Origin of the sequence: Pseudomonas sp. W15Feb9B (genome assembly GCF_000828175.1) — a bacterium.
Lineage (GTDB): Bacteria > Pseudomonadota > Gammaproteobacteria > Pseudomonadales > Pseudomonadaceae > Aquipseudomonas > Aquipseudomonas parakoreensis.
Genome location: NZ_JTKF01000012.1, coordinates 1 through 18,890 on the forward strand (window position 1 = coordinate 1; position 18,890 = coordinate 18,890).

At 62.3% G+C, this 18,890-nt stretch carries 14 protein-coding genes; 4 read left to right on the top strand and 10 right to left on the bottom strand.

Annotated features, from left to right (window positions below; all coding sequences use genetic code 11):
* Nucleotides 1-48: 48 nt before the first annotated feature.
* The 3 genes from OC71_RS08105 to OC71_RS08115 all read left to right on the top strand — a co-directional run bounded on the left by OC71_RS08105 (nucleotide 49) and on the right by OC71_RS08115 (nucleotide 3,457).
* Entirely contained in the window at nucleotides 49-1,722 is a 1,674-nt protein-coding gene (locus OC71_RS08105) for a nitrite/sulfite reductase (protein ID WP_041066928.1), read from the top strand.
* Nucleotides 1,719-2,198: a DUF934 domain-containing protein gene (locus tag OC71_RS08110; RefSeq protein ID WP_041066931.1), complete on the top strand. Its 480-nt coding sequence runs from the start codon at nucleotides 1,719-1,721 to the stop codon at nucleotides 2,196-2,198. The genes OC71_RS08105 and OC71_RS08110 overlap by 4 nt, the downstream gene beginning before the upstream one ends.
* Nucleotides 2,199-2,482: 284 nt before the next feature.
* Nucleotides 2,483-3,457, top strand: coding sequence for a hypothetical protein (locus OC71_RS08115; RefSeq protein WP_041066933.1), 975 nt, complete (start codon nucleotides 2,483-2,485; stop codon nucleotides 3,455-3,457).
* A gap of 153 nt (nucleotides 3,458-3,610) precedes the next feature.
* On the opposite strand, the gene OC71_RS08120 is transcribed toward OC71_RS08115, so the two are convergent.
* The gene (locus tag OC71_RS08120; protein ID WP_041066936.1) at nucleotides 3,611-5,971 is read right to left on the bottom strand and encodes a tetratricopeptide repeat protein; all 2,361 of its coding nucleotides are present in this window, start codon (nucleotides 5,969-5,971) and stop codon (nucleotides 3,611-3,613) included.
* Nucleotides 5,972-6,184: 213 nt separating this feature from the next.
* On the opposite strand from OC71_RS08120, the gene OC71_RS08125 reads away from it, so the two are divergent.
* Nucleotides 6,185-6,859 carry a DUF3313 domain-containing protein gene (locus tag OC71_RS08125; RefSeq protein ID WP_041066938.1) on the top strand — a complete coding sequence of 225 codons (675 nt, stop codon included), beginning with the start codon at nucleotides 6,185-6,187 and terminating at the stop codon, nucleotides 6,857-6,859.
* A 107-nt stretch (nucleotides 6,860-6,966) separates the two neighbouring features.
* On the opposite strand, the gene OC71_RS08130 is transcribed toward OC71_RS08125, so the two are convergent.
* From OC71_RS08130 to OC71_RS08170, 9 genes are all read right to left on the bottom strand, one after another.
* Nucleotides 6,967-9,471, bottom strand: a complete 2,505-nt coding sequence (locus OC71_RS08130; protein WP_041066941.1) for a fused MFS/spermidine synthase — start codon at nucleotides 9,469-9,471, stop codon at nucleotides 6,967-6,969.
* A gap of 211 nt (nucleotides 9,472-9,682) precedes the next feature.
* Complete coding sequence (locus OC71_RS08135; protein ID WP_041066944.1) at nucleotides 9,683-11,272, bottom strand: arylsulfatase; 1,590 nt, start codon at nucleotides 11,270-11,272, stop codon at nucleotides 9,683-9,685.
* 75 nt (nucleotides 11,273-11,347) lie between these two features.
* On the bottom strand, nucleotides 11,348-12,370 hold the full coding sequence (locus OC71_RS08140) for an HAD family phosphatase (RefSeq protein WP_041066947.1): 1,023 nt from the start codon (nucleotides 12,368-12,370) through the stop codon (nucleotides 11,348-11,350).
* The gene (locus OC71_RS08145) at nucleotides 12,367-13,800 is read right to left on the bottom strand and encodes a BatD family protein (RefSeq protein ID WP_041066950.1); all 1,434 of its coding nucleotides are present in this window, start codon (nucleotides 13,798-13,800) and stop codon (nucleotides 12,367-12,369) included. Before OC71_RS08145 ends, OC71_RS08140 begins: the two co-directional genes overlap by 4 nt.
* Nucleotides 13,797-15,377 (bottom strand): VWA domain-containing protein, encoded by a 1,581-nt coding sequence (locus tag OC71_RS08150; protein ID WP_041066953.1) that lies wholly within the window; start codon nucleotides 15,375-15,377, stop codon nucleotides 13,797-13,799. The genes OC71_RS08145 and OC71_RS08150 overlap by 4 nt, the downstream gene beginning before the upstream one ends.
* Nucleotide 15,378: 1 nt before the next feature.
* Nucleotides 15,379-16,371, bottom strand: coding sequence for a VWA domain-containing protein (locus tag OC71_RS08155; protein WP_041066956.1), 993 nt, complete (start codon nucleotides 16,369-16,371; stop codon nucleotides 15,379-15,381).
* On the bottom strand, nucleotides 16,358-16,960 hold the full coding sequence (locus OC71_RS08160) for a DUF4381 domain-containing protein (RefSeq protein WP_041066958.1): 603 nt from the start codon (nucleotides 16,958-16,960) through the stop codon (nucleotides 16,358-16,360). The genes OC71_RS08155 and OC71_RS08160 overlap by 14 nt, the downstream gene beginning before the upstream one ends.
* Entirely contained in the window at nucleotides 16,957-17,892 is a 936-nt protein-coding gene (locus OC71_RS08165) for a DUF58 domain-containing protein (protein WP_041066961.1), read from the bottom strand. Before OC71_RS08165 ends, OC71_RS08160 begins: the two co-directional genes overlap by 4 nt.
* Nucleotides 17,889-18,869, bottom strand: a complete 981-nt coding sequence (locus tag OC71_RS08170) for a MoxR family ATPase (RefSeq protein WP_041066963.1) — start codon at nucleotides 18,867-18,869, stop codon at nucleotides 17,889-17,891. Before OC71_RS08170 ends, OC71_RS08165 begins: the two co-directional genes overlap by 4 nt.
* Between the last annotated feature and the right edge of the window lie 21 nt (nucleotides 18,870-18,890).

Sequence of the window (18,890 nt, forward strand, 5' to 3'; positions counted from 1 at the left end):
CGAGCAGGCTCCCTCCCACAGAATTAATTGATGAGGTGGGGCAGGCACATGTATCAATACGACGATTACGACCGCGCACTGGTGTTCGAGCGCGTCGCGCAGTTTCGCGATCAGGTCGAGCGCTTCATGGCCGGTGAATTGAGCGATGAGGAGTTCCTGCCGCTGCGCCTGCAAAACGGCCTGTACCTGCAAAAGCACGCGTACATGCTGCGGGTAGCGATCCCCTACGGCACCCTGAGTGCCGAACAGATGCGCACACTGGCAAGCATCGCCGCCGATTACGATCGCGGTTACGGCCACTTCACCACGCGGCAGAACCTGCAGTTCAACTGGATCGAACTGGCGCAGGTGCCGGACATCCTTGAACGTCTGGCGCAGGTCAACATGCATGCGATCCAGACCTCCGGCAACTGCGTGCGCAACATCACCACCGAAGCCTTCGCCGGGGTCGCGGCGGACGAGCTGATCGATCCGCGCCCGCTGGCAGAAATCCTCCGGCAATGGTCGATGATCAACCCGGAATTTCTCTTCCTGCCACGCAAGTTCAAGATCGCCATTTGCTCGGCGAAGCAGGATCGTGCGGCGATCATGATGCATGACATCGGCCTGTATCTTTATCCGGGGCGCGACGGGCAAATGCTGTTGCGAGTGATCGTCGGTGGCGGGTTGGGGCGCACGCCGATTCTCGGTGTGCAGATTCGTGAAGGTTTGCCGTGGCAGCATCTGCTGTCCTACGTCGAGGCGATCCTGCGGGTCTACAACCGCCATGGCCGGCGCGACAACAAGTACAAGGCGCGGATCAAGATTCTGGTCAAGGCGCTGGGCATCGAGGCGTTCGCCAAAGAGGTCGAGGAAGAATGGCAACACCTCAAGGACGGCCCGGCGCAGTTGACCGAGGCTGAATACGCGCGGGTCGCCAGTGCTTTCGTGCCGCCGATCTATCACACCCTGGCCGATACCGATCTGGACTTCGGCACGCGTCTGGCCGAAAGCCCGGCGTTCGCCCGTTGGGTCGCGCGCAACGTGCAGCCGCACAAGAAAGCGGGTTACACCAGCGTGGTGCTGTCGACCAAACCCGGTCTGAGTGCGCCCCCGGGGGATGTCACCGGGTTGCAGATGCTGGCGGTGGCCGACTGGGCGGAGCGTTTCGGTTTCGGCGAGATTCGAATCGCTCACGAGCAGAACATCGTCCTGCCCGATGTGCAAAAGTCTGACCTGTATGCGCTCTGGCAACTGGCCTGCGAGCACAATCTGGGCAGCGCCAATGTCGGCCTGCTGACCGACATCATCGCCTGCCCGGGCGGCGATTTCTGCGCGTTGGCCAACGCCAAGTCGATCCCGATTGCCCAAGCGATTCAGGCGCGTTTCGCCAACCTCGATTACCTGCACGATCTGGGCGACATCAGCCTGAACATCTCCGGCTGCATGAACGCCTGCGGCCACCACCACATTGGCAATATCGGCATTCTCGGTGTCGATAAAAACGGCAGCGAGTGGTACCAGATCACCCTCGGCGGCGCGCAGGGCAAACACAGCGCATTGGGCAAAGTCATTGGTCCGTCCTTCAGCGCCGCTGAACTGCCGCAGGTGATCGAGCGGATTATCGGCACTTTTGTGCGTTACCGCGAAAGCGAGGAACTGTTTGTCGACACCGTGGCGCGCATTGGCCTGGAGCCGTTCAAGGAACGGATCTATCCGAAAATGCTGGAGGTCTCGGCATGAACAATCTGCTGCGGCTGGAGCAGGGTGTGGCGCGGCAGGTCGAGGATGATCCGTGGACGCTGATTCGCGAGCCGGAGCAGGGCAGGCCGCAAGGGTTGCTGATCCTGCCGCTGGCGCACTGGTTGCAATCGCCATCGACCCACGCGGTTTGGCTGGGGCCGGACGACGACGTTGAAAGCGTGGTGCCGTGGCTGGCCTCGCTGCCGCTGATTGCCCTGGATTTCCCGAGCTTTCGCGATGGTCGCGCCTACAGTCAGGCGTATCTGCTGCGCAGCCGGTTTGGCTGGGCTGGCGAGTTGCGGGCGATTAGTGATGTTTTGCGTGATCAGCTCAGTCATATGCGCCAGTGCGGGTTCGACAGCTTCGCGGTGCGCGAGGACAAGTCGGCTGAGGATGCCCTGAAGGGACTTGCCGGCATGAGCGTGCTGTACGGCCGCTCGGTGATCGAGCCGCGCCCGCTATTCCGCAGACGCTGAAGACTCTGTGGCGAGGGAGCTTGCTCCCGCTGGAGTGCGCAGCACTCCCAAACAGGCATGACGCGATCCGACAGATAAATCGCGTCGTCTGGTTTGGGGCGGCTTCGCCACCCAGCGGGAGCAAGCTCCCTCGCCACAAGTGTTTTGCAGTGACTTGCAGGGGAAACCCTTACATCCCGCACCATTCCCGGATTTTCCCTTGGGTCGATGCTGGCCTTTTGGTAGAGTCGCCGTCGCCAGCGGGTTTTCGGCTGGACGACGGAACGAAGAAGGGAGTCTGGGTAGTGAGTGCGGGCAAAAAGATTTTGGGCCTCACGGCGTTGCTGTTAATGCTGACGCTGTGGGCCAGTTACTTCTATGTGTTCAAGGAAAACCACGACGGCCAGTTGGGCGGCGCCGGTGAAAGCACCGCGTGGTGCGGCACGCCGCCGTCCACCGAAGCGGCGCTGCTGGGCAAGGATCAACTGACCCTGCGCGTCACCAACAACCTGCGCGGCGAGTTCATGCTCAGTGGCTCGCTGGTGGTCTCCGAACGCACCTTCAACCGCTACGATCTGGGCCGCAACGAACTGCGTCTGCGCCTCGAACCGTTGCAGTGGTCGTATGGCGTCACGCCGATCTTCCTCGAACAGGTCAAGGTCCAGCCGCTGAGCCGCAACCTCGCCTCACCGACCAAAAGCGCCTACGCCGAGCTTGAGCCACGGCCAATCGGCGTGCAGGGCCAGGTCACCGACTTTCCGTTCGACACCTATCGCTACGGCTACAAACCGGTGCTGTATTACCTCAAGGGCAGCGAGCGCATCGACCTGCGCTTCAAGAACATCACCACGCTGATGGACCTGTCCAACACCTTCACCCCGATTCAGAAATACAACCGCGTCGAGTACATCAACGAGAAAAATTCGATGATCCGCGACGAGGACTACAAGGCCTACGGCCCGCACGAATGCGCCTTCAGCGTCGAGCGCAAAGGCTCGTTCAAGGTTGTGGTGCTGTTGTTGCTGCTGGTGTTGTGCCTGCCGTTGCTGCACGTGTTCTATCGCGACGAACCGGGGATCGACTTCCTCGCTACGCTGGTGGCGATTGCCGTGGTGCGCGTGCTGCTGGTGGGGCCGGTGCAGGACTTCCAGCTGTACAACATCGACTTCCTGTTCGGCGCGGCGATTCTGCTGGTGGGCTCGGTATCGCTGATCAAGGCGATGCGCGCCAACAGCCGGCGCGAGATGGCGTTGAAGAGCGGGGCGACGTCTTCCTGGTAACCGCTGGCTCTGTGGCGAGGGAGCTTGCTCCCGCTGGAGTGCGCAGCACTCCCCAGCAGGAATGATGAGTCGGCCAGATGAATCGCAATGTCTGTTTTTGGGGTGGCTTCGCCACCCAGCGGGAGCAAGCTCCCTCGCCACAGAAATTAAGGGTTATTTCAGCGCAGGATCGCCCATGTTCATCTTCTTCCACCCCTGCAACAGCACCTGGGCCTTCGGCTCCTGGCCGTTCTCCAGGTAGTACTGGATCAGCGACAGCCGGGCATTGCGGTTCGCCGGCTGGACTTTGAGCAGACGCTCCAGCTCGTCACACGCCTCGGTCACCTTGCCACTGTCGTGCAACGCCACCGCCAGCACGTAACCGTACTGCGGGTTCTGCGGCTCCAGTTGCGCGGCTTTGTGCAGCGCGGTCATGGCTTCGGCAGTCTTGCCGGCGCGGATCAATGACAGGCCACGGGTGTGCTGCAGCAATGCAGCGTCGGGGTGCGCCTTGAGGCTGTCGTCCAGCAGGGTCTGCGCTTCCTGAACCCGACCATTGGCCTCCAGCCATTGCACCAGCGTCACCAGCGCCGGGTAGAAATCCGGGTCGCGTTTGAGTGCGGTGCGCAGCAACCCTTCGACCTCGGCAGCACGGCCACTGGCCTGATACAGCATTGCCAGGTTCAGGTTGGCCTCGGCCCGTTCCGCGAGACTGTTCTGCACCGCCTCATACTCGGCAATCGCCGCGTCCCAATGGGGCTGTGCGGCGCCGAGGCCGTTGTTGCGCGCCACGCTGAGCAGGTCCCGCGCCGCGACGATGCGCACGGCTTTCACCGGATCGCCGAGCAGCGGTGTCAGCAACGGGGCGCGCTCGGCGGGCGGCAGGAAGGCACTGATGGCGCGCACCGCGCTTTCGCGAACCTGCGGCGCTGGATTTTTCAGATTCTGAGTCGCCAGTTTCAAAGCCTGATCACTCGGATACAGCGGCAGTTCGGCCAGCAAAGTCGCCCGCTGAATCGCCGGCACATCGCTGCGCTGCAATTGCTCATACAGAGCATTTGCGGCGCCGGGCTGGCCGTTGCGAATCAGCCACAGGCTCTCGTCATAGCGCGGTGCCTGTGGGGTCGCCGCGGAGGCGTTCCACACCTTGAATTGCGCGGTGACCTTGTCGCCGGCCTTGCCTTGGTGGCAGCTCAGGCACGCGTCGGGCGTGCCGAGCTTTTGCGCGCGTTCCGGGTTGGGGATGCTGAAGCTGTGGTCATGGCGCCAGTCGTTGCCCATGTAGAACTTGCCGGGCATGTGGCAATCCACGCACTGCGAGCCGGGCTGGCCCAGGGTGTGGCGGGTGTGTTCGATGGAATCGTAGTTCTTCGCCTGCAGGCCCTTGCCATCGACACCTTCGACCGAGGTCTTGCCCGCCGTGTTGTGGCATTGCAGACACACCGCGTTGCCCGGCGCCTTGAGTTCGCTACTGTGCGGGTTGTGGCAATTGCTGCAGCGCACCCCTTTGTCGAACATTTTGCTCTGCAGAAACGAGCCGTGCTCGAACACCTCATCCTTGATCTTGCCGTCCAGTGCATACAATTCGCGGGTCAGGGTGCTGGGCAGGTAGTCGTCCATCAAGCGCTTGCCGACGGTGTAGCCATCGCCCAGCGGCGCACGGCGCGCATGGCAGCGGGCACAGGTTTCGATCTCGACGCTGGCGTTCCTGTCCTTGAGGTCGACGGCAAAACCCTTGTGGATCAGGTCGTCTTTTTTCTGCGTCCACTCCAGGTGATTCGAGGCCGGGCCGTGGCAGGCCTGACAGCCGACCCCGAGGCTGTTCCACTGGCTGTTGAACGTGTTGCTGGCCGCATCGAAATTGCGCTTGAAGCCAGTGGTGTGGCATTCGACGCACATGAAATTGGCGTTCTGGCTGGGCTTGCTCCAGTGCAGCGGATTCTTGAAGTTCACGCCCTGGCCGGGATAGAGGTGGAACCAGCGGTGTTTCTCGGTATCCCACGCCACACCCAGCGCCTGCAAACGGCCTTCGCCGACGTCGATCAGGTATTGCTGCAACGGTGCAATGCCGAAGGTGTAGGCGACTTTGAAGTCAGCGTTCTTGCCATCGATACCCGGCGTATTGACCTGGAACTGGTCGTCTTTGCGGGAGAACCGGGTGGTCTCGTTTTCGGCCCTGAAGGTGACGTTGTTGAAGTCGCCAAGCACGGTGTCGGCATTCGCTGGCTGCATCGCCAATTGGTGATGCGAGCCTTGCCAGTCCTTGACCTGCTCGGTGTGGCAGCCCTGGCATTGTTGCTCATCGACCATGCTGGCGGGCTTCTGTGCCACTGGTTGCGGTCTGGCGACGACAGGCGCCGCCGCGCTGATCGGCGGGGCCGTGTACGGCGCGGGCGCAGTGCTGAACAGAAACCAGCCAATGCCCGCCACAGCGGCCAGCAGCACGCCAATGGTGAGAGGGAACAGATAACGTGAAAGGGACGGTCGGGACGAATCAGGTTCAGGCGGTACGACTTTATTTTTATGCTTGGGCATTACGACTTCCGTGGTCAGATGCATTGGCCTGCTGGCATGCGTTCAAGCTTGATGCAGCTTTGCCGGATGCCCGGCGTCTGTCAAACGTCAGTTGTGACGCGGCGCCCGGTGTTGTGTGAATTTTCTGGTTTTCAGCGCAATTGCCGCGGTTTTAGCTATACCTGTAACTCCCCCCAACGCAATACATTCAGGCCTTCTGACAGGAGTTACAGCATGAAGCTAGCAGTAATGATGGGCACCCTCTGCATTGCCACCCTTGGCGTGGTGGGTTGCTCCAGCAAAACCGTCGCTCCCGATGAGTATTCCGGCTTTCTCAAGGACTACAGCCAGCTCAAGGAGGCCAAATCGCCGTCCGGTGCCGAGGTGATGCGCTGGATCGATCCGAAGGTGGATATCAGCAAATTCACCAGCGTCTACATCGAGCCGACCCAGCTCTATCCAAAGCCGCAACCGACCGCGAAGATTTCCCAACAGACCCTCAACGGCATCACCTCCTATTACGATCAGGCGCTCAAGCGTGAAATCAGCAAGGATCTGCCGTTGGCCAACGGCCCTGGCCCAGGCGTGATTGTGGTGCGTGCGGCCATCACTGCTGTGAGCAGCAAGACCGAAGGCCTGCACGCTTATGAAGTGATCCCGGTGGCTCTGGTGGCGGCAGCCGTCAGCACTGCCAGCGGTATCCGCGATCAGGAAACCACGCTGGCCACCGAAGCGGTGTTCCTCGACGGTGCGAGCAACAAAGTCGTGGCACAGGTAGTGCGCAAAGGCACCGGCAAACCGTTGGAGAACGACACGCAAGCCATGAAGGCCACTGACGTCAAACCGGTGATTGATGGCTGGGCCAATGACATGCATCAGATGTATCTGAAGCTCAAGGCCAGTAAATAACCCGGGGCCTCTGTAGGAGCTGCCGAAGGCTGCGATCTTTTGACTTTGATTTTTTAAAAACAAGATCAAAAGATCGCAGCCTGCGGCAGCTCCTACAGATGGCAGCATTACTGCCCGGTAAACCAGCGGAAGTACGGGTTGCCGCCATCCCCGCGCATCACCTCACGCATATCTCGTCCCCACGCATCCCGATCCCCGTCATACGCATGCAGGCTGGCGCGGTAGAACTGCATCAGGCGCTGGTGGTGTGTCTCCAGTCGCTCAGTGAACCCGGCATCGGCATTCACCAGTGGTGGTGGCTGATACAAGTCCAGCAGTGCCGGCAACACCCGAGTGATTTCCTTGCTGCGCACCCACGGCGCGTATTCGATCCGGGGCTGATCGTCCGTGACCGCCGGGGCATTGGCTGCGAAACGTTCAAGGCCTGCGCGGTCGGTGACCCAGGTCGCGAGCAACGCGGCCGCCGAGCCAATCCCGACATCCTGCAAAGTGCTGCGCACGCTGGCCTGCTGGAAACGCTCGGTGATTTTCGCCGCGTCCAGTTGCATCGGCTGCAGCGAACCGACCAGCAGCATCTCGTGGAACTCGCTGGTCCACAGCGAGGCATACGGGAACACATCGAGGAAGCTGCGTACCAGTGCGCGCGAGTCGTCGATGTTCTGGGTCGGCAACGGTAACCACTGCGCGACGATGCCGTGTTGCTCCAGCCGACTGGCCGCCAACTGATAGAAGTCTCGCGAGTACAGGTTGACCACGCCGGCTGCCGACGGCGGTGGCGGTTCGAGGGTGATCAGGTCGTAAGTCTGCGGGCTGCGCAGCAGTTCCTGGCGACCGTCGCGAAGGCGCACATCGATTCCCGGATCGCTGGCGGCGTTGAAGTTGCCCTTGAACAAGGGCGCCGCCTTGACCACCGACGGTAACAACTCGGCAACCACCCGATGTTCCAGGCCCGGATAGCGCAGCAGGGCGCCGGCGGTGATCCCAGTGCCGAAACCGATCACCAGTGTCGAACGTGGCTCGCCGTTGTGGATCAGCAACGGCAGCAGGGCCTGGATGCGCATGTAGCGCAGCGACGGCATGGCATCGCCGGTGTTCGACACACCTTGAATGTACAAGCGGTGGAAGGTGTTTTCACCACGGCCCTGAGCGACCACCGCCACGGTGCCGCCTCGGCCTTCCTCGTAGAACGCCAGCGTGCCGTTGCGCGCACCGGGCAGCAGACTAGCGATTTTGTCGACCGGCGTCAGTACGGCCAATGCCACCGATACCAGCCCCAACGCGACCACCGCCTGACGTCGGCCTTTTTTGACGTGGTGACCCTTGCGCACAGCCACGTAGCCAGTGCCGGCCGCGATGATTGCCAGCAGGCCTAGCGTGCGCACCAGCCCCAGCAGCGGAATCAGCAGAAAACCGCAGAGCATCACCCCGACAATCCCGCCCAGCGTATTGAACGCGACCACGGCACCGACATCGCGCCCGACGCGTTCACGTCCCACGCTCAAGCGCAGTGCCAGCGGAAACGCCGCGCCGAGCAACAGCGTCGGGACGAACACGATGCTCAGTGCCGCCACTGCAAAACGTGCGCTCATGCCGGCCAGTTCGCTCGCGCCGAACGTCAGCACCCAGTACTCGGCCTGACTTTGCGCCAACACCAGCCAACGCCCGAGCACAGCAATTTCCAGCAAAGCGATGAGCCCGGCACCGGCTATCAGCAGACCGAACACGCCCCACGGATCGCGAATGCGCTCGACGCGACGAGCGAGCAGAGTGCTGCCGATGAACAGTCCGGTCAGGTACGTGGCGAGCACCACGGCAAACGCGTAGGTGCGGGTGCTCATGAACTGCACGATCGACTGCGACCAGACCACTTCATACCCCAGCGCCACGCCGCCAGCGATGGCGTATAACCACAGGGCGGTGCGGTCTGCGGCTTTCCCGGTGTGAGCTTTGACGGGGGCTGCAACTGGCGTCGGACGCTGACGTTGCAGCCACAGCGCAGCGGTTGCGGCCAGCAGATTGAGCATTGCGGCAAACAGCGCACTGCCGCGCACGCCGAGGGTGGCGATCAGCACGAACGCGGCGAGCAGGGTGCCGACAATTGCGCCGAGGGTGTTGGCCGCATACAGCTGACCGCCGGCCTTGCCCGGGTCAGCCGCCAGCGAGCGCACCAGCACCGGCAGTGTGCCGCCCATCAACACCGCCGGAATCCCCACTAGCGCGAATGGCAATAGCCAGGCCAGCAGGCCGACATGGCTTTGCAACCAGGCAAACGGGCTCGCCGCCAGGCTCATCGCAACCGTGGCGCCAACGCCAAGAATCGCCACCAGCACTTCCAGCCCGGCGTAGAGCAGCACCGGTTGCTGCAAGCGATCAGCCCAGCGCCCGAACAGCCAGCCGCCAATGGCCAGACCGGCGAAAAAGGCGCTGATGCCGGTGGTGATGGCGTAGACCTCGACCCCGACCACCAGCGACAACTGCTTGATCCACAGCACCTGATACACCAGCGCGGCGGCGCCGGAGGTGCACAACAGCAGGGCGGGGATCAGCAGCGCCGGGGTGGCGGCTTGCGCGGTGGGTATGGCCGACGGCTTGCTGGCGATACGTGAGGACATGCGGGGGGGCCTTGTTCAAATCACACAATATCTGTGACGGTGCGGGCCTCATCGCTGGCAAGCCAGCTCCCACAGGGATCTTCAGTGAACACTCATGTTGTGGTCGACAGAAATACCTGTGGGAGCTGGCTTGCCAGCGATTGGGGCCGGCACGGTCTCAGGTGAAAATCAGGGCCGCCCGCCGTTGAGGGCGGGCGGCGGTTCTACGGTGTTACTGTGCAGCCGGAGCCGCTTTGATTTTTTCTGCGATCTTGGCGTCAACCGCAGCACGGATCTGGTCGATGCTAAAGCTGGCCGGTTTCTGGCTTGGCGGGTACTCGATGAAGGTCTGCAGGAACTTCGCAGACTTGGTCACCGCTACGCCGGCCAGATAGACGTTCTTGGTGTTCCAGTCATAGAACTGGTCAGACACCACATCCGCCCGCTCATACGGATCCATCCGCAGGTTGAGGATTTTCGGCACGCGCAGGCACACGAACGGCTCGCTCCAGACCCGGAAACCGCCCGGCTGGCGCTGTTCGCAGAACACCACTTTCCAGTTGTCGAAGCGCATCGAGACCAGCATGCCGTCGTCGTTGAAGTAGTAGAACTCGTTGCGCTCGCCTTTAGGCTGTTGGCCGGTCAGGTAGGGCAACTGGTTGTAGCCGTCCAGATGCACTTTGAAGCTGGTACCACCGGAAGTCGGCGCCCAGCCCTTGAGCAGTTTGTCTTTCACGTCGGCATCGCCGGCAGCAGCGAGCAGGGTCGGGAACCAGTCCATCCCCGAGAACATCTCGTTGGAGACTTCGCCGGCCTTGATCTTGCCGGGCCAGCGGACAATCGCCGGCACCCGGTACGCGCCTTCCCAGTTGGAGTTCTTCTCGTTGCGGAACGGCGTGGTCGCCGCATCCGGCCAGGAGAACTGGTTTGGGCCGTTGTCGGTGGTGTAGACCACGATCGTGTTGTCGGCGATTTTCAGGTCATCGATGGTTTTCAGCAGTTTGCCGACATCGGCATCGTGCTCGAGCATGCCGTCCGCATATTCGTTGCCGGGCATACCGCTCTGGCCCTTCATCGAATCACGTACATGGGTGAACACGTGCATGCGCGTGGTGTTCATCCAGACGAAGAACGGCTTGTCGGCCTTGGCCTGTTTCTCGATGAACGCCTGTGCGGCGGCAGTGGTTTCGTCGTCGATGGTTTCCATGCGCTTGGTGGTCAAGGCGCCGGTGTCTTCGATCTTGCCGTCGGCGAAGCTGTGGATCACCCCTCGCGGAGTATTGGCCTTGACGAATTCGGCATCGTCCTTGGGCCAGTACGGACGCTCTGGCTCTTCTTCAGCGTTGAGGTGATACAGGTTACCGAAGAACTCGTCGAAGCCGTGGTTGGTCGGCAGGTACTCATCGCGGTCACCCAGGTGGTTCTTGCCGAACTGCCCGGTGGCATAACCCAGACCCTTGAGCGCCTGGGCGATGGTGATGTCGCGTTTTTGCAGGCCGACCGGAGCGCCGGGAATCCCGACCTTCGACAGACCTGTACGCAGTGGCGTCTGGCCGGTGATGAACGACGATCGTCCGGCGGTGCAGCTGTTCTCCGCGTAGTAGTCGGTGAACATCATGCCTTCTTTGGCAATCCGGTCGATGTTCGGGGTCTTGTAGCCAACCACGCCCATGGAATAGGCGCTGATATTGGTCTGGCCGATATCGTCGCCGAAGATCACCAGAATGTTGGGTTTCTCAGCCGCTGTGGCGGTTGCCGACAGCGCCATCACCGAGGTTGCCACCAGGGCGAGTTTCGGTAGCCACTTGCGTATGCGAGTCATCTGACTTGCTCCTTTTGCGCGGGGGTGTCGCTTGCTGCGACTTACGTTTACTGCAGTCCTGCGTCACGCTTTTTCTTATTGCACCTGCTCGTTTGCCGGTGGATCGTACGGGTAGATCCGGCGCCATTCGGTCGCCATGTCGACCACGGTCCAGCCACGGGAATTTGCTTCGTCGAGGGCTTTGTCGAGCCGCCCGATATCGGATTTTCGGTCATAGGCCCACTCGCGTCTGGCGTCGGTGTGGTGCACCAGGCCCATGAAGCGTTTGCCGGGCCCGGCAGCCGTCCACTGCAGCATCTGCAGGTCGCCGTCGGAGTTGCCGAACGCAAGGATCGGGCGTTTGCCGATCACCGCATCAATGCTCTCCGGTTTGCCCGGGCCGTCGTCGTTGTGCGCCAGTTTTGGCGTGCGCAGGATCGAGGCCTGGCCGTCCTTGAACTGGAACGCGGTGACGAACGTGGTGCCGATCACCTGTTCCGGCGGAATGCCGTAGACCTTTTCGGCGAAGGCGCGCATGAAGCCGGTGTCGCCGCCGGAAACGATGTAGGTCTTGAAGTCCTGGCTGCGCAGGTAGTCGAGCATTTCCAGCATCGGCTGGAAGATCATTTCGGTGTAGGGCTTGCCGGTCTTCGGATGCCGCGCCTGGCTCAGCCAGGTCTTGGCGTAATCGTCGAAAGCCTCGGTGGTCATGCCGGTGTGGGTGGCGGCGAAGATCTTGAGGATGCCGTCCATGCCAGCGGCGGCGAGTGCCTTGTGGTCATTTTCCAGCACCGCTTTGAATGGCTGAGTGGTTTTCCATTCCGGATGCTGTGACGCATTGCGCTTGACCTCGTCGAGGGCGAACAGCAACTCGAAATACATCGGCTGCTCGCTCCACAGGGTGCCATCGTTGTCGAACACCGCGATACGCTCGGCGGGTTGGACGAAGTCCTTGCTGCTCTGGTCGGTAACCGCTTGCACGAACGCAATGATGTTGTTTTTCGCAGGTCCGTCATTCCATGACGGCAAAGGTTCGCTGGCCTGGGCCAGCAATGGCAATGCCAGCGCAAACAACAATGCCAGGCTGAAACGTTGACGCTGCGGCGGCGGGGTGGTCATGGGAATTCCCTTTCCTGAACAGGGTTGAGTGGGCGCAGGGCCGACGCCGGTTTGTGCGGCTGTTGTTCGACCTGACTGTGAAGCGTAGTCAACGATTGGCGCAGTTGAACAAGTGTTTGTTCAGTCTGCGGATCACGCCCGTAAAGTCCCCGCAACAGGCCCTGCAAGCGCGGGCCGGCATTCACCAGTCGCAGCCCGAGGCGACGGCGGCGCAGCCACACATACACCGCGCTCAATTGCGCCGGCCGAGCCTGCAGTTGCGGGTTGATCTGCTGCCAGGCGAAGTCCGCCGATTGCTCCCGGGCCAATTGCCGCGCGTGCTTGCGTGCCAGCCATTGGCGCCAGGCGCGCAGCACAACAGGGTGCAGCCAATAACCAGCACCGACGAAGACACTGAGGAGCGCCAGCCACAGCAGCCAGCGTGCGGAGACGTGCACATTGTCGCGGCCAAGCTGCCTGAGATCATCGGTGATCGAAAACACCGGTTGGTAGTGGCTGTTGACGGCGGCTTCGAAGGTCATGGCCGGCACTTGCGCAGTCCGGCTCTGCCGGGTTTTGACGTCCCACCATTTCACGGCGATGGCTGGCAGGGTGTAGGCGCCAGCCTTGTCGATGCGGTAGGTGACAGCGTCGATCCGCTGACCACCGAGCACGTTGCCGCGGCCGTCATCCAGACGGCTGACTCGTGGGGTCTGCGGATAACGACTCAGACCGTCTACCTCAGCCAGTGGCGGAATCGGCAGTGCCATCGCCAGTGCGCCATCGGCCTGCAGGGTCAGTTGGCGGGTCACGCTGTCGCCGGTTTTCAACGGGGTTGCCGAGTTGATCAGGCTTTGGCTCAGGCGCACATCGCTGGCCACCAACGGCGTTTCTCCGGGTTTGAAGCCTGGCGGCTGGGCGGCACTGAAGTGCAAGGGTTGGCTGTGTGCATAGATTGCAGTGCTGGCCTGACCCGGTGTCGCGGAGACCGTCAACGGCGGGATGTCGAAGCGGCGGGCGACATTCGGGGTGATCAGGTAGCTGTAGCGCAAGCCGCTGAAGGATTGTCCGTCGATCGTCTGATTCAGGTGTTGGGCCCGGCCATCGGGCGGCGTCACCAGGGCGCCGTCGAGTTTCAGTTCGGGCAGGCTCGCGGCGCTGGTGAACCAGGTGTCGGTGAGCACGTCGACTTGCAGCTCCACCAGACCGCCGACCATGGCGCCTTCGGCGGGTTGCAGGTGGGCGTGGATTTTCAGTTGGGGTTCGGCGGCAGAGGCATTCAGGCTGAGTAAGCTGGTTATGAGCAAGGTGCAGATTTTTTTGCTGGCAGATCTGGCCTCATCGCTGGCAAGCCAGCTCCCACAGGGGGGGCTTGTGTTATCGCCAATCGAGTTAACAGCGCAAAACCTTGTGGGTGCTGGCTTGCCAGCGATGAAGCCAACCCGGTTCATGGCCTGGCCCCCGACTGATCCTGCAAACTGAACTTCTGCCTGAGAAACTTCGCCGGCGAGGTGTTCAGGTTCTGCAGCCACAACGCGTCGGACGCTGCCTGTTCGGTCTCGACCTTTTTGCTCTGACCCTTGCCCGGCGCCTTGTCGAATTTCACTTCATCCGGTTTGGTCTCGGGGGCATTTTTTTCGGCGCTGTCGGTGTCCTTGAGCAACGCCTGCGCCAGCGCCAGATTGGCCGTGGCTTCGGGAAATTGCGGTTGTCTATGCAGGGCCTGGGTGTAAGCAGAAATCGCCTGATCGAACTTGAAACGCCGCACGTAAATGTTGCCCAGATAAAACCATGCTTGCGCTGTGTCCAGGCGGGCAAAGGTCGCCAGCGCGAGGTCGTAGTCCGCCGCGTGATAGGCCGCCACGCCTTTCCAGTACGGATCGACAAACAGCGCCGCCGCTTGCGGCCAATGCTCATGTTCGGCGGCCCAGCGCCCTTGCTGATCGCGGGTGAAGAATGCATCGGTCAGTGCACTGGCCTGGGCTGGCGCGGCGGGCCAGCCAAGGCTTGTGGCCAACAGCAGCGCCGGCACCCAGTTGACGCTCCAGCCCTTGCGCACACCGAGCAGCGCCAACAATAGAAGGGGCCAGCACAACCAGTAACCGGCGTCCTTCCAGTGCAATTGCTGTTGTTCGGCGCTGGCACTCTGGAAGTGTTGTTGGGCGTGCAGCTCGATCCAGTCCAGATCATCGTCGTCGAGGGTGAGGCTGCCCAGCGGCGCGTCGAGGACGGCGGCCAATTGCTTGAGTGCTGCCGGATCGAAACGGCCGAGCAGCGGGCGCCCGTTGCTGTCGACTGCCGGTTGGCCGTTGGCGCCCTGAATCACGCCGCCATCCGGGTTGCCGACTGCGAGTACCAACACCTGCAACTGGCTGTCATCGAGTTGTTTGTCGAGGCCATCGAATTGCGCGGTGTCGGCACCGTCGGTAATCAGCAGCAGGCTGCCCGGGGTTTTCTCGGCGCGGAGCAGGCGTTTGGCCTGCTCGATGACCGCGCTGACGTCCTTGCCGGGTTTGTCGATGAGGCCAGTGCCCAGCGCCTGAATGAAGGTGTCGAGCAACGCCGGATCGTCGGTCGGCGGCAACACCAGATGCGCGCTGCCGGCATAGGCGATCAGCGCGGTGCGGGCGCCGGCGCGACGCTGAATCAGGTCGTGCAGTTTGTGCTTGGCCGCTTCCAGTCGAGTCGGCTGAACGTCGTTGGCGTCCATCGATGGCGACAAGTCCATGGCGACGATCAGCGGCGCACGATTCTCCAGAAAGTCCGGGCGATCCTGCTCCCAGGTCGGCCCGGCGGCGGCGATGGCGCCGATGAGCAGCATCGCGCATAGCCAATGCACCGGGCGCAGGTGCTGCTGATCCTTTGGCGTGACCAGCAGATGTGGCAGCAAATGTTCGGCGATGTTGTTGCGTAGCCGGCGCTGCAAGTCGCGGCTGCGGCGCCAGAGCTGCGGCAGCAGCGCGGCGAACAGCGCGAGCAGCAGCCACAGCGGGCGCAGGAAGTGCAAGTCGCCGAGATTGATCTCCATCTCAGGCCTCCTGCCGCTGGCGGGCAAGCGCCAGGCGCGGGCGCAGCAGGGCGCCGAGGTGATACAGCGCCAACAATCCCAGTGCCGCACCCAACGGCCAGTGGAACAGCTCGCGTTGCGGCTGATGACTGAGGGTTTTCACCTGATGCGGCGTGAGGCGGTCGAGGGTGGTGTAGACCTGATCCAGCGCTGCGCGGTCTTCGGCGCGGAAAAACTGCCCGCCTGTGGTCTGGGCGATCTGTTGCAGCCCGCGCAGATTGACCTGCGCCTCGCCGGAAGCCGTCGGGTCGCCGATGCCGATGGTGTGAATGACCACGCCCTTGTTGGCGGCCATTTCGGCGGCGTGGTCAGGAGTGATCGCACTGTTGGTGTCGTTGCCGTCGGTGAGCAGGATCAGCACTTTCTGCTCCTCGTCGGCCTGGTCGAGCAGTTTCAGACTCAAGCCGATGGCGTCACCGATGGCAGTGTTCGGCCCGGCCATGCCGATGCCGGTATCGGCCAGCAACAGCGACAGGCTGGCGTGATCAAGGGTCAGCGGCGCCTGCGGATAGGCGCCGCTGCCGAACACGATCAGGCCGATGCGGTCGTCCTTGCGCTTGTCGATGAACCCTTGCACCACCTGTTTGACGGCGGCGAGGCGATTGATAGTCTGACCGTCGGCATTGCTGAAATCTTCGGTTTCCATCGATTGCGAGATGTCGATGGCGAGCATCAGGTCGCGCACCGGTTGCTGGCGCTCGATGGGTTTTTCAACGAACACCGGGCGCGCCGCGGCGAGCAGGATCAACATCCACACCAACAGATTCAGCAACCGCTGCCAAGGGTTCTGACGATTGCCGACCCGGCTCGGCGCTTCCCCGACGGCGCGGCTCATGGCGCCGAAAAACGGCACGCGCACGGCGCTGCGGGCTTCCTGATACGCCGGCAGATAACGCAAGGTCAGCCACGGCAGCGGCAACAGCAGCAACAACCACGGGTAATCAAGCTGCCACATGGTGCTGCTCCACCCAATGTTGGCAGGTGCCGAACAGCGCCTGGCGCTGTTCGGCGGGGAGGGCGCGCAGGGTGGTGTCGGGGGCGTAAGCGAGTTGGGCGAGTTGTTCGCTGAAATTGGCCGGTAGAGGTTTTTTACTGTGTTGCTGCAGAAAGGCCTGCCAATCCGATCTTCCCAACGCCGCAGGACCCTGTGGGAGCTGGCTTGCCAGCGATGGCGTCGTGTCAGTCAGCTCGGATGTTGCAGGAGATGGCCTCATCGCTGGCAAGCCAGCTCCCACCGTTATTGTGTTCCACCAGCGAGCCTCCGGTAGGGGCATCGAGAGCGCCACGCGCTTGAGCAACTCGGGCAGCTCGCGCAGGGCATTCAGATCATCACTGCGCACACGCAACTGCGCCAGCCGCACCAGCGCTTCGCGCCGATACTGATCCCGTCGCCACTGCACATAACGGCGCACGCCAACCATCAACGCCAGCACAACCAACAACGCCAGCAACAGCCACCAGCCCCAGGTCTGCGGCGCATAACTCACCGGCGCCGGCAGGCTTAGCTCCTTGAGCTGGCTGATGTCAGGAATAGTCGGGTTCATCGCCGTGGGCCGGCAGACTTGCCAAGCTCGGCGCGCAATTGCGCGTGGGCCTCTTCGGCGGTGCTGAACATCATCAGCGGCACCTGACTGCGGCGCAGCAGGGTGGCGACGTCCTTAAGGCGGCCACCGAGATAATCACCCAACGGCTGATGCACACTGCGTTTCTCGACAGCCAGTTCCACCTGCAATTGGCCCTGCGTGATCAGCAGCCGGCCATCGCTCGGCAACTTCAGAGCCAGCGGGTCGTAGACTTGCAGGGCGATCACGTCGTTGTGCGCGCGCAGTTGCCGCATCAATTGCAAGGTACGTTCACACGCCCCGGCGAAGTCGCTGACGATGCAGATCAAATGGTCGTGACCGGCCAGCGCCAGGCAACGCTGCAAGGCCTTGTCCAGTTGGTCTTCGTCTTCGGCATCGGGATTGGACGCGTTCAGCGCCTGATTCTGTTGCACCACGCGGCTGAGCAAGGCTTCGACCCGTTTGCGGCTGCGTAGCGGTGCAATGCTGTCGATGCGTTGATCGTTGAACACCAGACCGCCGACCCGGTCACCAGCGTTGAACACCATCCACGCCGCCAGTGCGCCGAGTTCAGCGGCGAGGGCAGATTTGAAACTGCGTTGCGAGCCGAAGAACATCGACATGCGCTGATCGACCACGATCAATGCCGGGCGGTCGCGCTCTTCAGTAAAAGTGCGTACCACCGGTTTGCCGGTGCGCAGCGAAGCGCGCCAGTCGAGGTGGCGTAAATCATCACCGGGCTGATAGCGGCGCAACTCATCGAAGTTCAAACCACGGCCACGCAGGCGCGAGGCATGGTTTCCGGCAAGGATGCTGCCCTGGGGCTGGCGCGCCAGAAAACTCAGGTCACGGGCCTTGAACTCCAGCGCCATCAATTGCGCCAGAGACACGTAGACCAGACCGTCCGTGTTCATGCCGGGATTGCTACTTTATCCAGCAAACGGTCGAGCACCTGATCGGCCGTCACGCCATCCGCGACTGCGTCGTAGCTCAATTGCAGGCGATGGCGCAGCACCGGATGCACAACCGCGCGCACGTTGTCCGGCGAGACGAAATCCTGGCCCTGCAACCACGCGTCGGCCCGCGCGCAACGATCCAGGCCGATGCCGCCACGGGGACTGGCACCGAGGCTGATCCAGCGTCCGAGGTCTTCGTCGTAATCGGTCGGGTGGCGAGTGGCGTTGATCAAGTCGATCAGATAGCGGTCGATGGCCGGTGATACGTGCACCGCGCTGACCTCCTTGCGCGCGGCGAAAATCACTTCCTGTGACAGGCTGAAGCCCTTGCCCGGCGCGGTGTTCGCGCCCTGGGCAAACTCTTCGGCGCGCAACAGGCGCAGCACCTGGCTTTCGTTGTCGGCGCTGGGGTAATCCAGTAGCACCTTCATCAGGAACCGGTCCATCTGCGCTTCCGGCAACGGATAAGTGCCTTCCTGCTCGATCGGGTTTTGTGTGGCGACCACAATGAACAGCTCCGGCAGCACATGGCTGGTGCCGGCCACGGTAATCTGCCGTTCTTCCATGGCTTCCAGTAGCGCCGCCTGGACCTTGGCCGGGGCGCGGTTGATCTCGTCGGCGAGGATCAGATTGCCGAACAGCGGGCCGGGCTGGAAGCGGATCTCGTTTTGCCCGGCGACCTGATGCAGCACTTCGGCGCCGGTGATGTCCGAGGGCAGCAAGTCGGGGGTGAACTGGATGCGGCTCATCTTCGCGTCCAGATGGGTGGCCAGCGCCTTGACCGTGCGCGTCTTGGCCAGCCCCGGCAGGCTTTCCAGCAGCAAATGCCCGTTGGCCAGCAGGCCAAGGAGGATCTGCCGAATGACCTGATCCTGGCCGAGTACGGCTTCAGCGATGCTCGCTTGCAGGGCGTTGAGGTCGGTGAGTGCGGTCATGGGACAGTCCTTGGTGGCCGG

Coding starts and splice junctions, on each gene's coding strand:
- OC71_RS08105 (WP_041066928.1), top strand. CDS start 49: ATGTATCAATACGACGATTACGACCGCGCACTGGTGTTCGAGCGCGTC.
- OC71_RS08110 (WP_041066931.1), top strand. CDS start 1,719: ATGAACAATCTGCTGCGGCTGGAGCAGGGTGTGGCGCGGCAGGTCGAG.
- OC71_RS08120 (WP_041066936.1), bottom strand. CDS start 5,971: ATGCCCAAGCATAAAAATAAAGTCGTACCGCCTGAACCTGATTCGTCC.
- OC71_RS08125 (WP_041066938.1), top strand. CDS start 6,185: ATGAAGCTAGCAGTAATGATGGGCACCCTCTGCATTGCCACCCTTGGC.
- OC71_RS08130 (WP_041066941.1), bottom strand. CDS start 9,471: ATGTCCTCACGTATCGCCAGCAAGCCGTCGGCCATACCCACCGCGCAA.
- OC71_RS08135 (WP_041066944.1), bottom strand. CDS start 11,272: ATGACTCGCATACGCAAGTGGCTACCGAAACTCGCCCTGGTGGCAACC.
- OC71_RS08140 (WP_041066947.1), bottom strand. CDS start 12,370: ATGACCACCCCGCCGCCGCAGCGTCAACGTTTCAGCCTGGCATTGTTG.
- OC71_RS08145 (WP_041066950.1), bottom strand. CDS start 13,800: ATGAACCGGGTTGGCTTCATCGCTGGCAAGCCAGCACCCACAAGGTTT.
- OC71_RS08150 (WP_041066953.1), bottom strand. CDS start 15,377: ATGGAGATCAATCTCGGCGACTTGCACTTCCTGCGCCCGCTGTGGCTG.
- OC71_RS08155 (WP_041066956.1), bottom strand. CDS start 16,371: ATGTGGCAGCTTGATTACCCGTGGTTGTTGCTGCTGTTGCCGCTGCCG.
- OC71_RS08160 (WP_041066958.1), bottom strand. CDS start 16,960: ATGAACCCGACTATTCCTGACATCAGCCAGCTCAAGGAGCTAAGCCTG.
- OC71_RS08165 (WP_041066961.1), bottom strand. CDS start 17,892: ATGAACACGGACGGTCTGGTCTACGTGTCTCTGGCGCAATTGATGGCG.
- OC71_RS08170 (WP_041066963.1), bottom strand. CDS start 18,869: ATGACCGCACTCACCGACCTCAACGCCCTGCAAGCGAGCATCGCTGAA.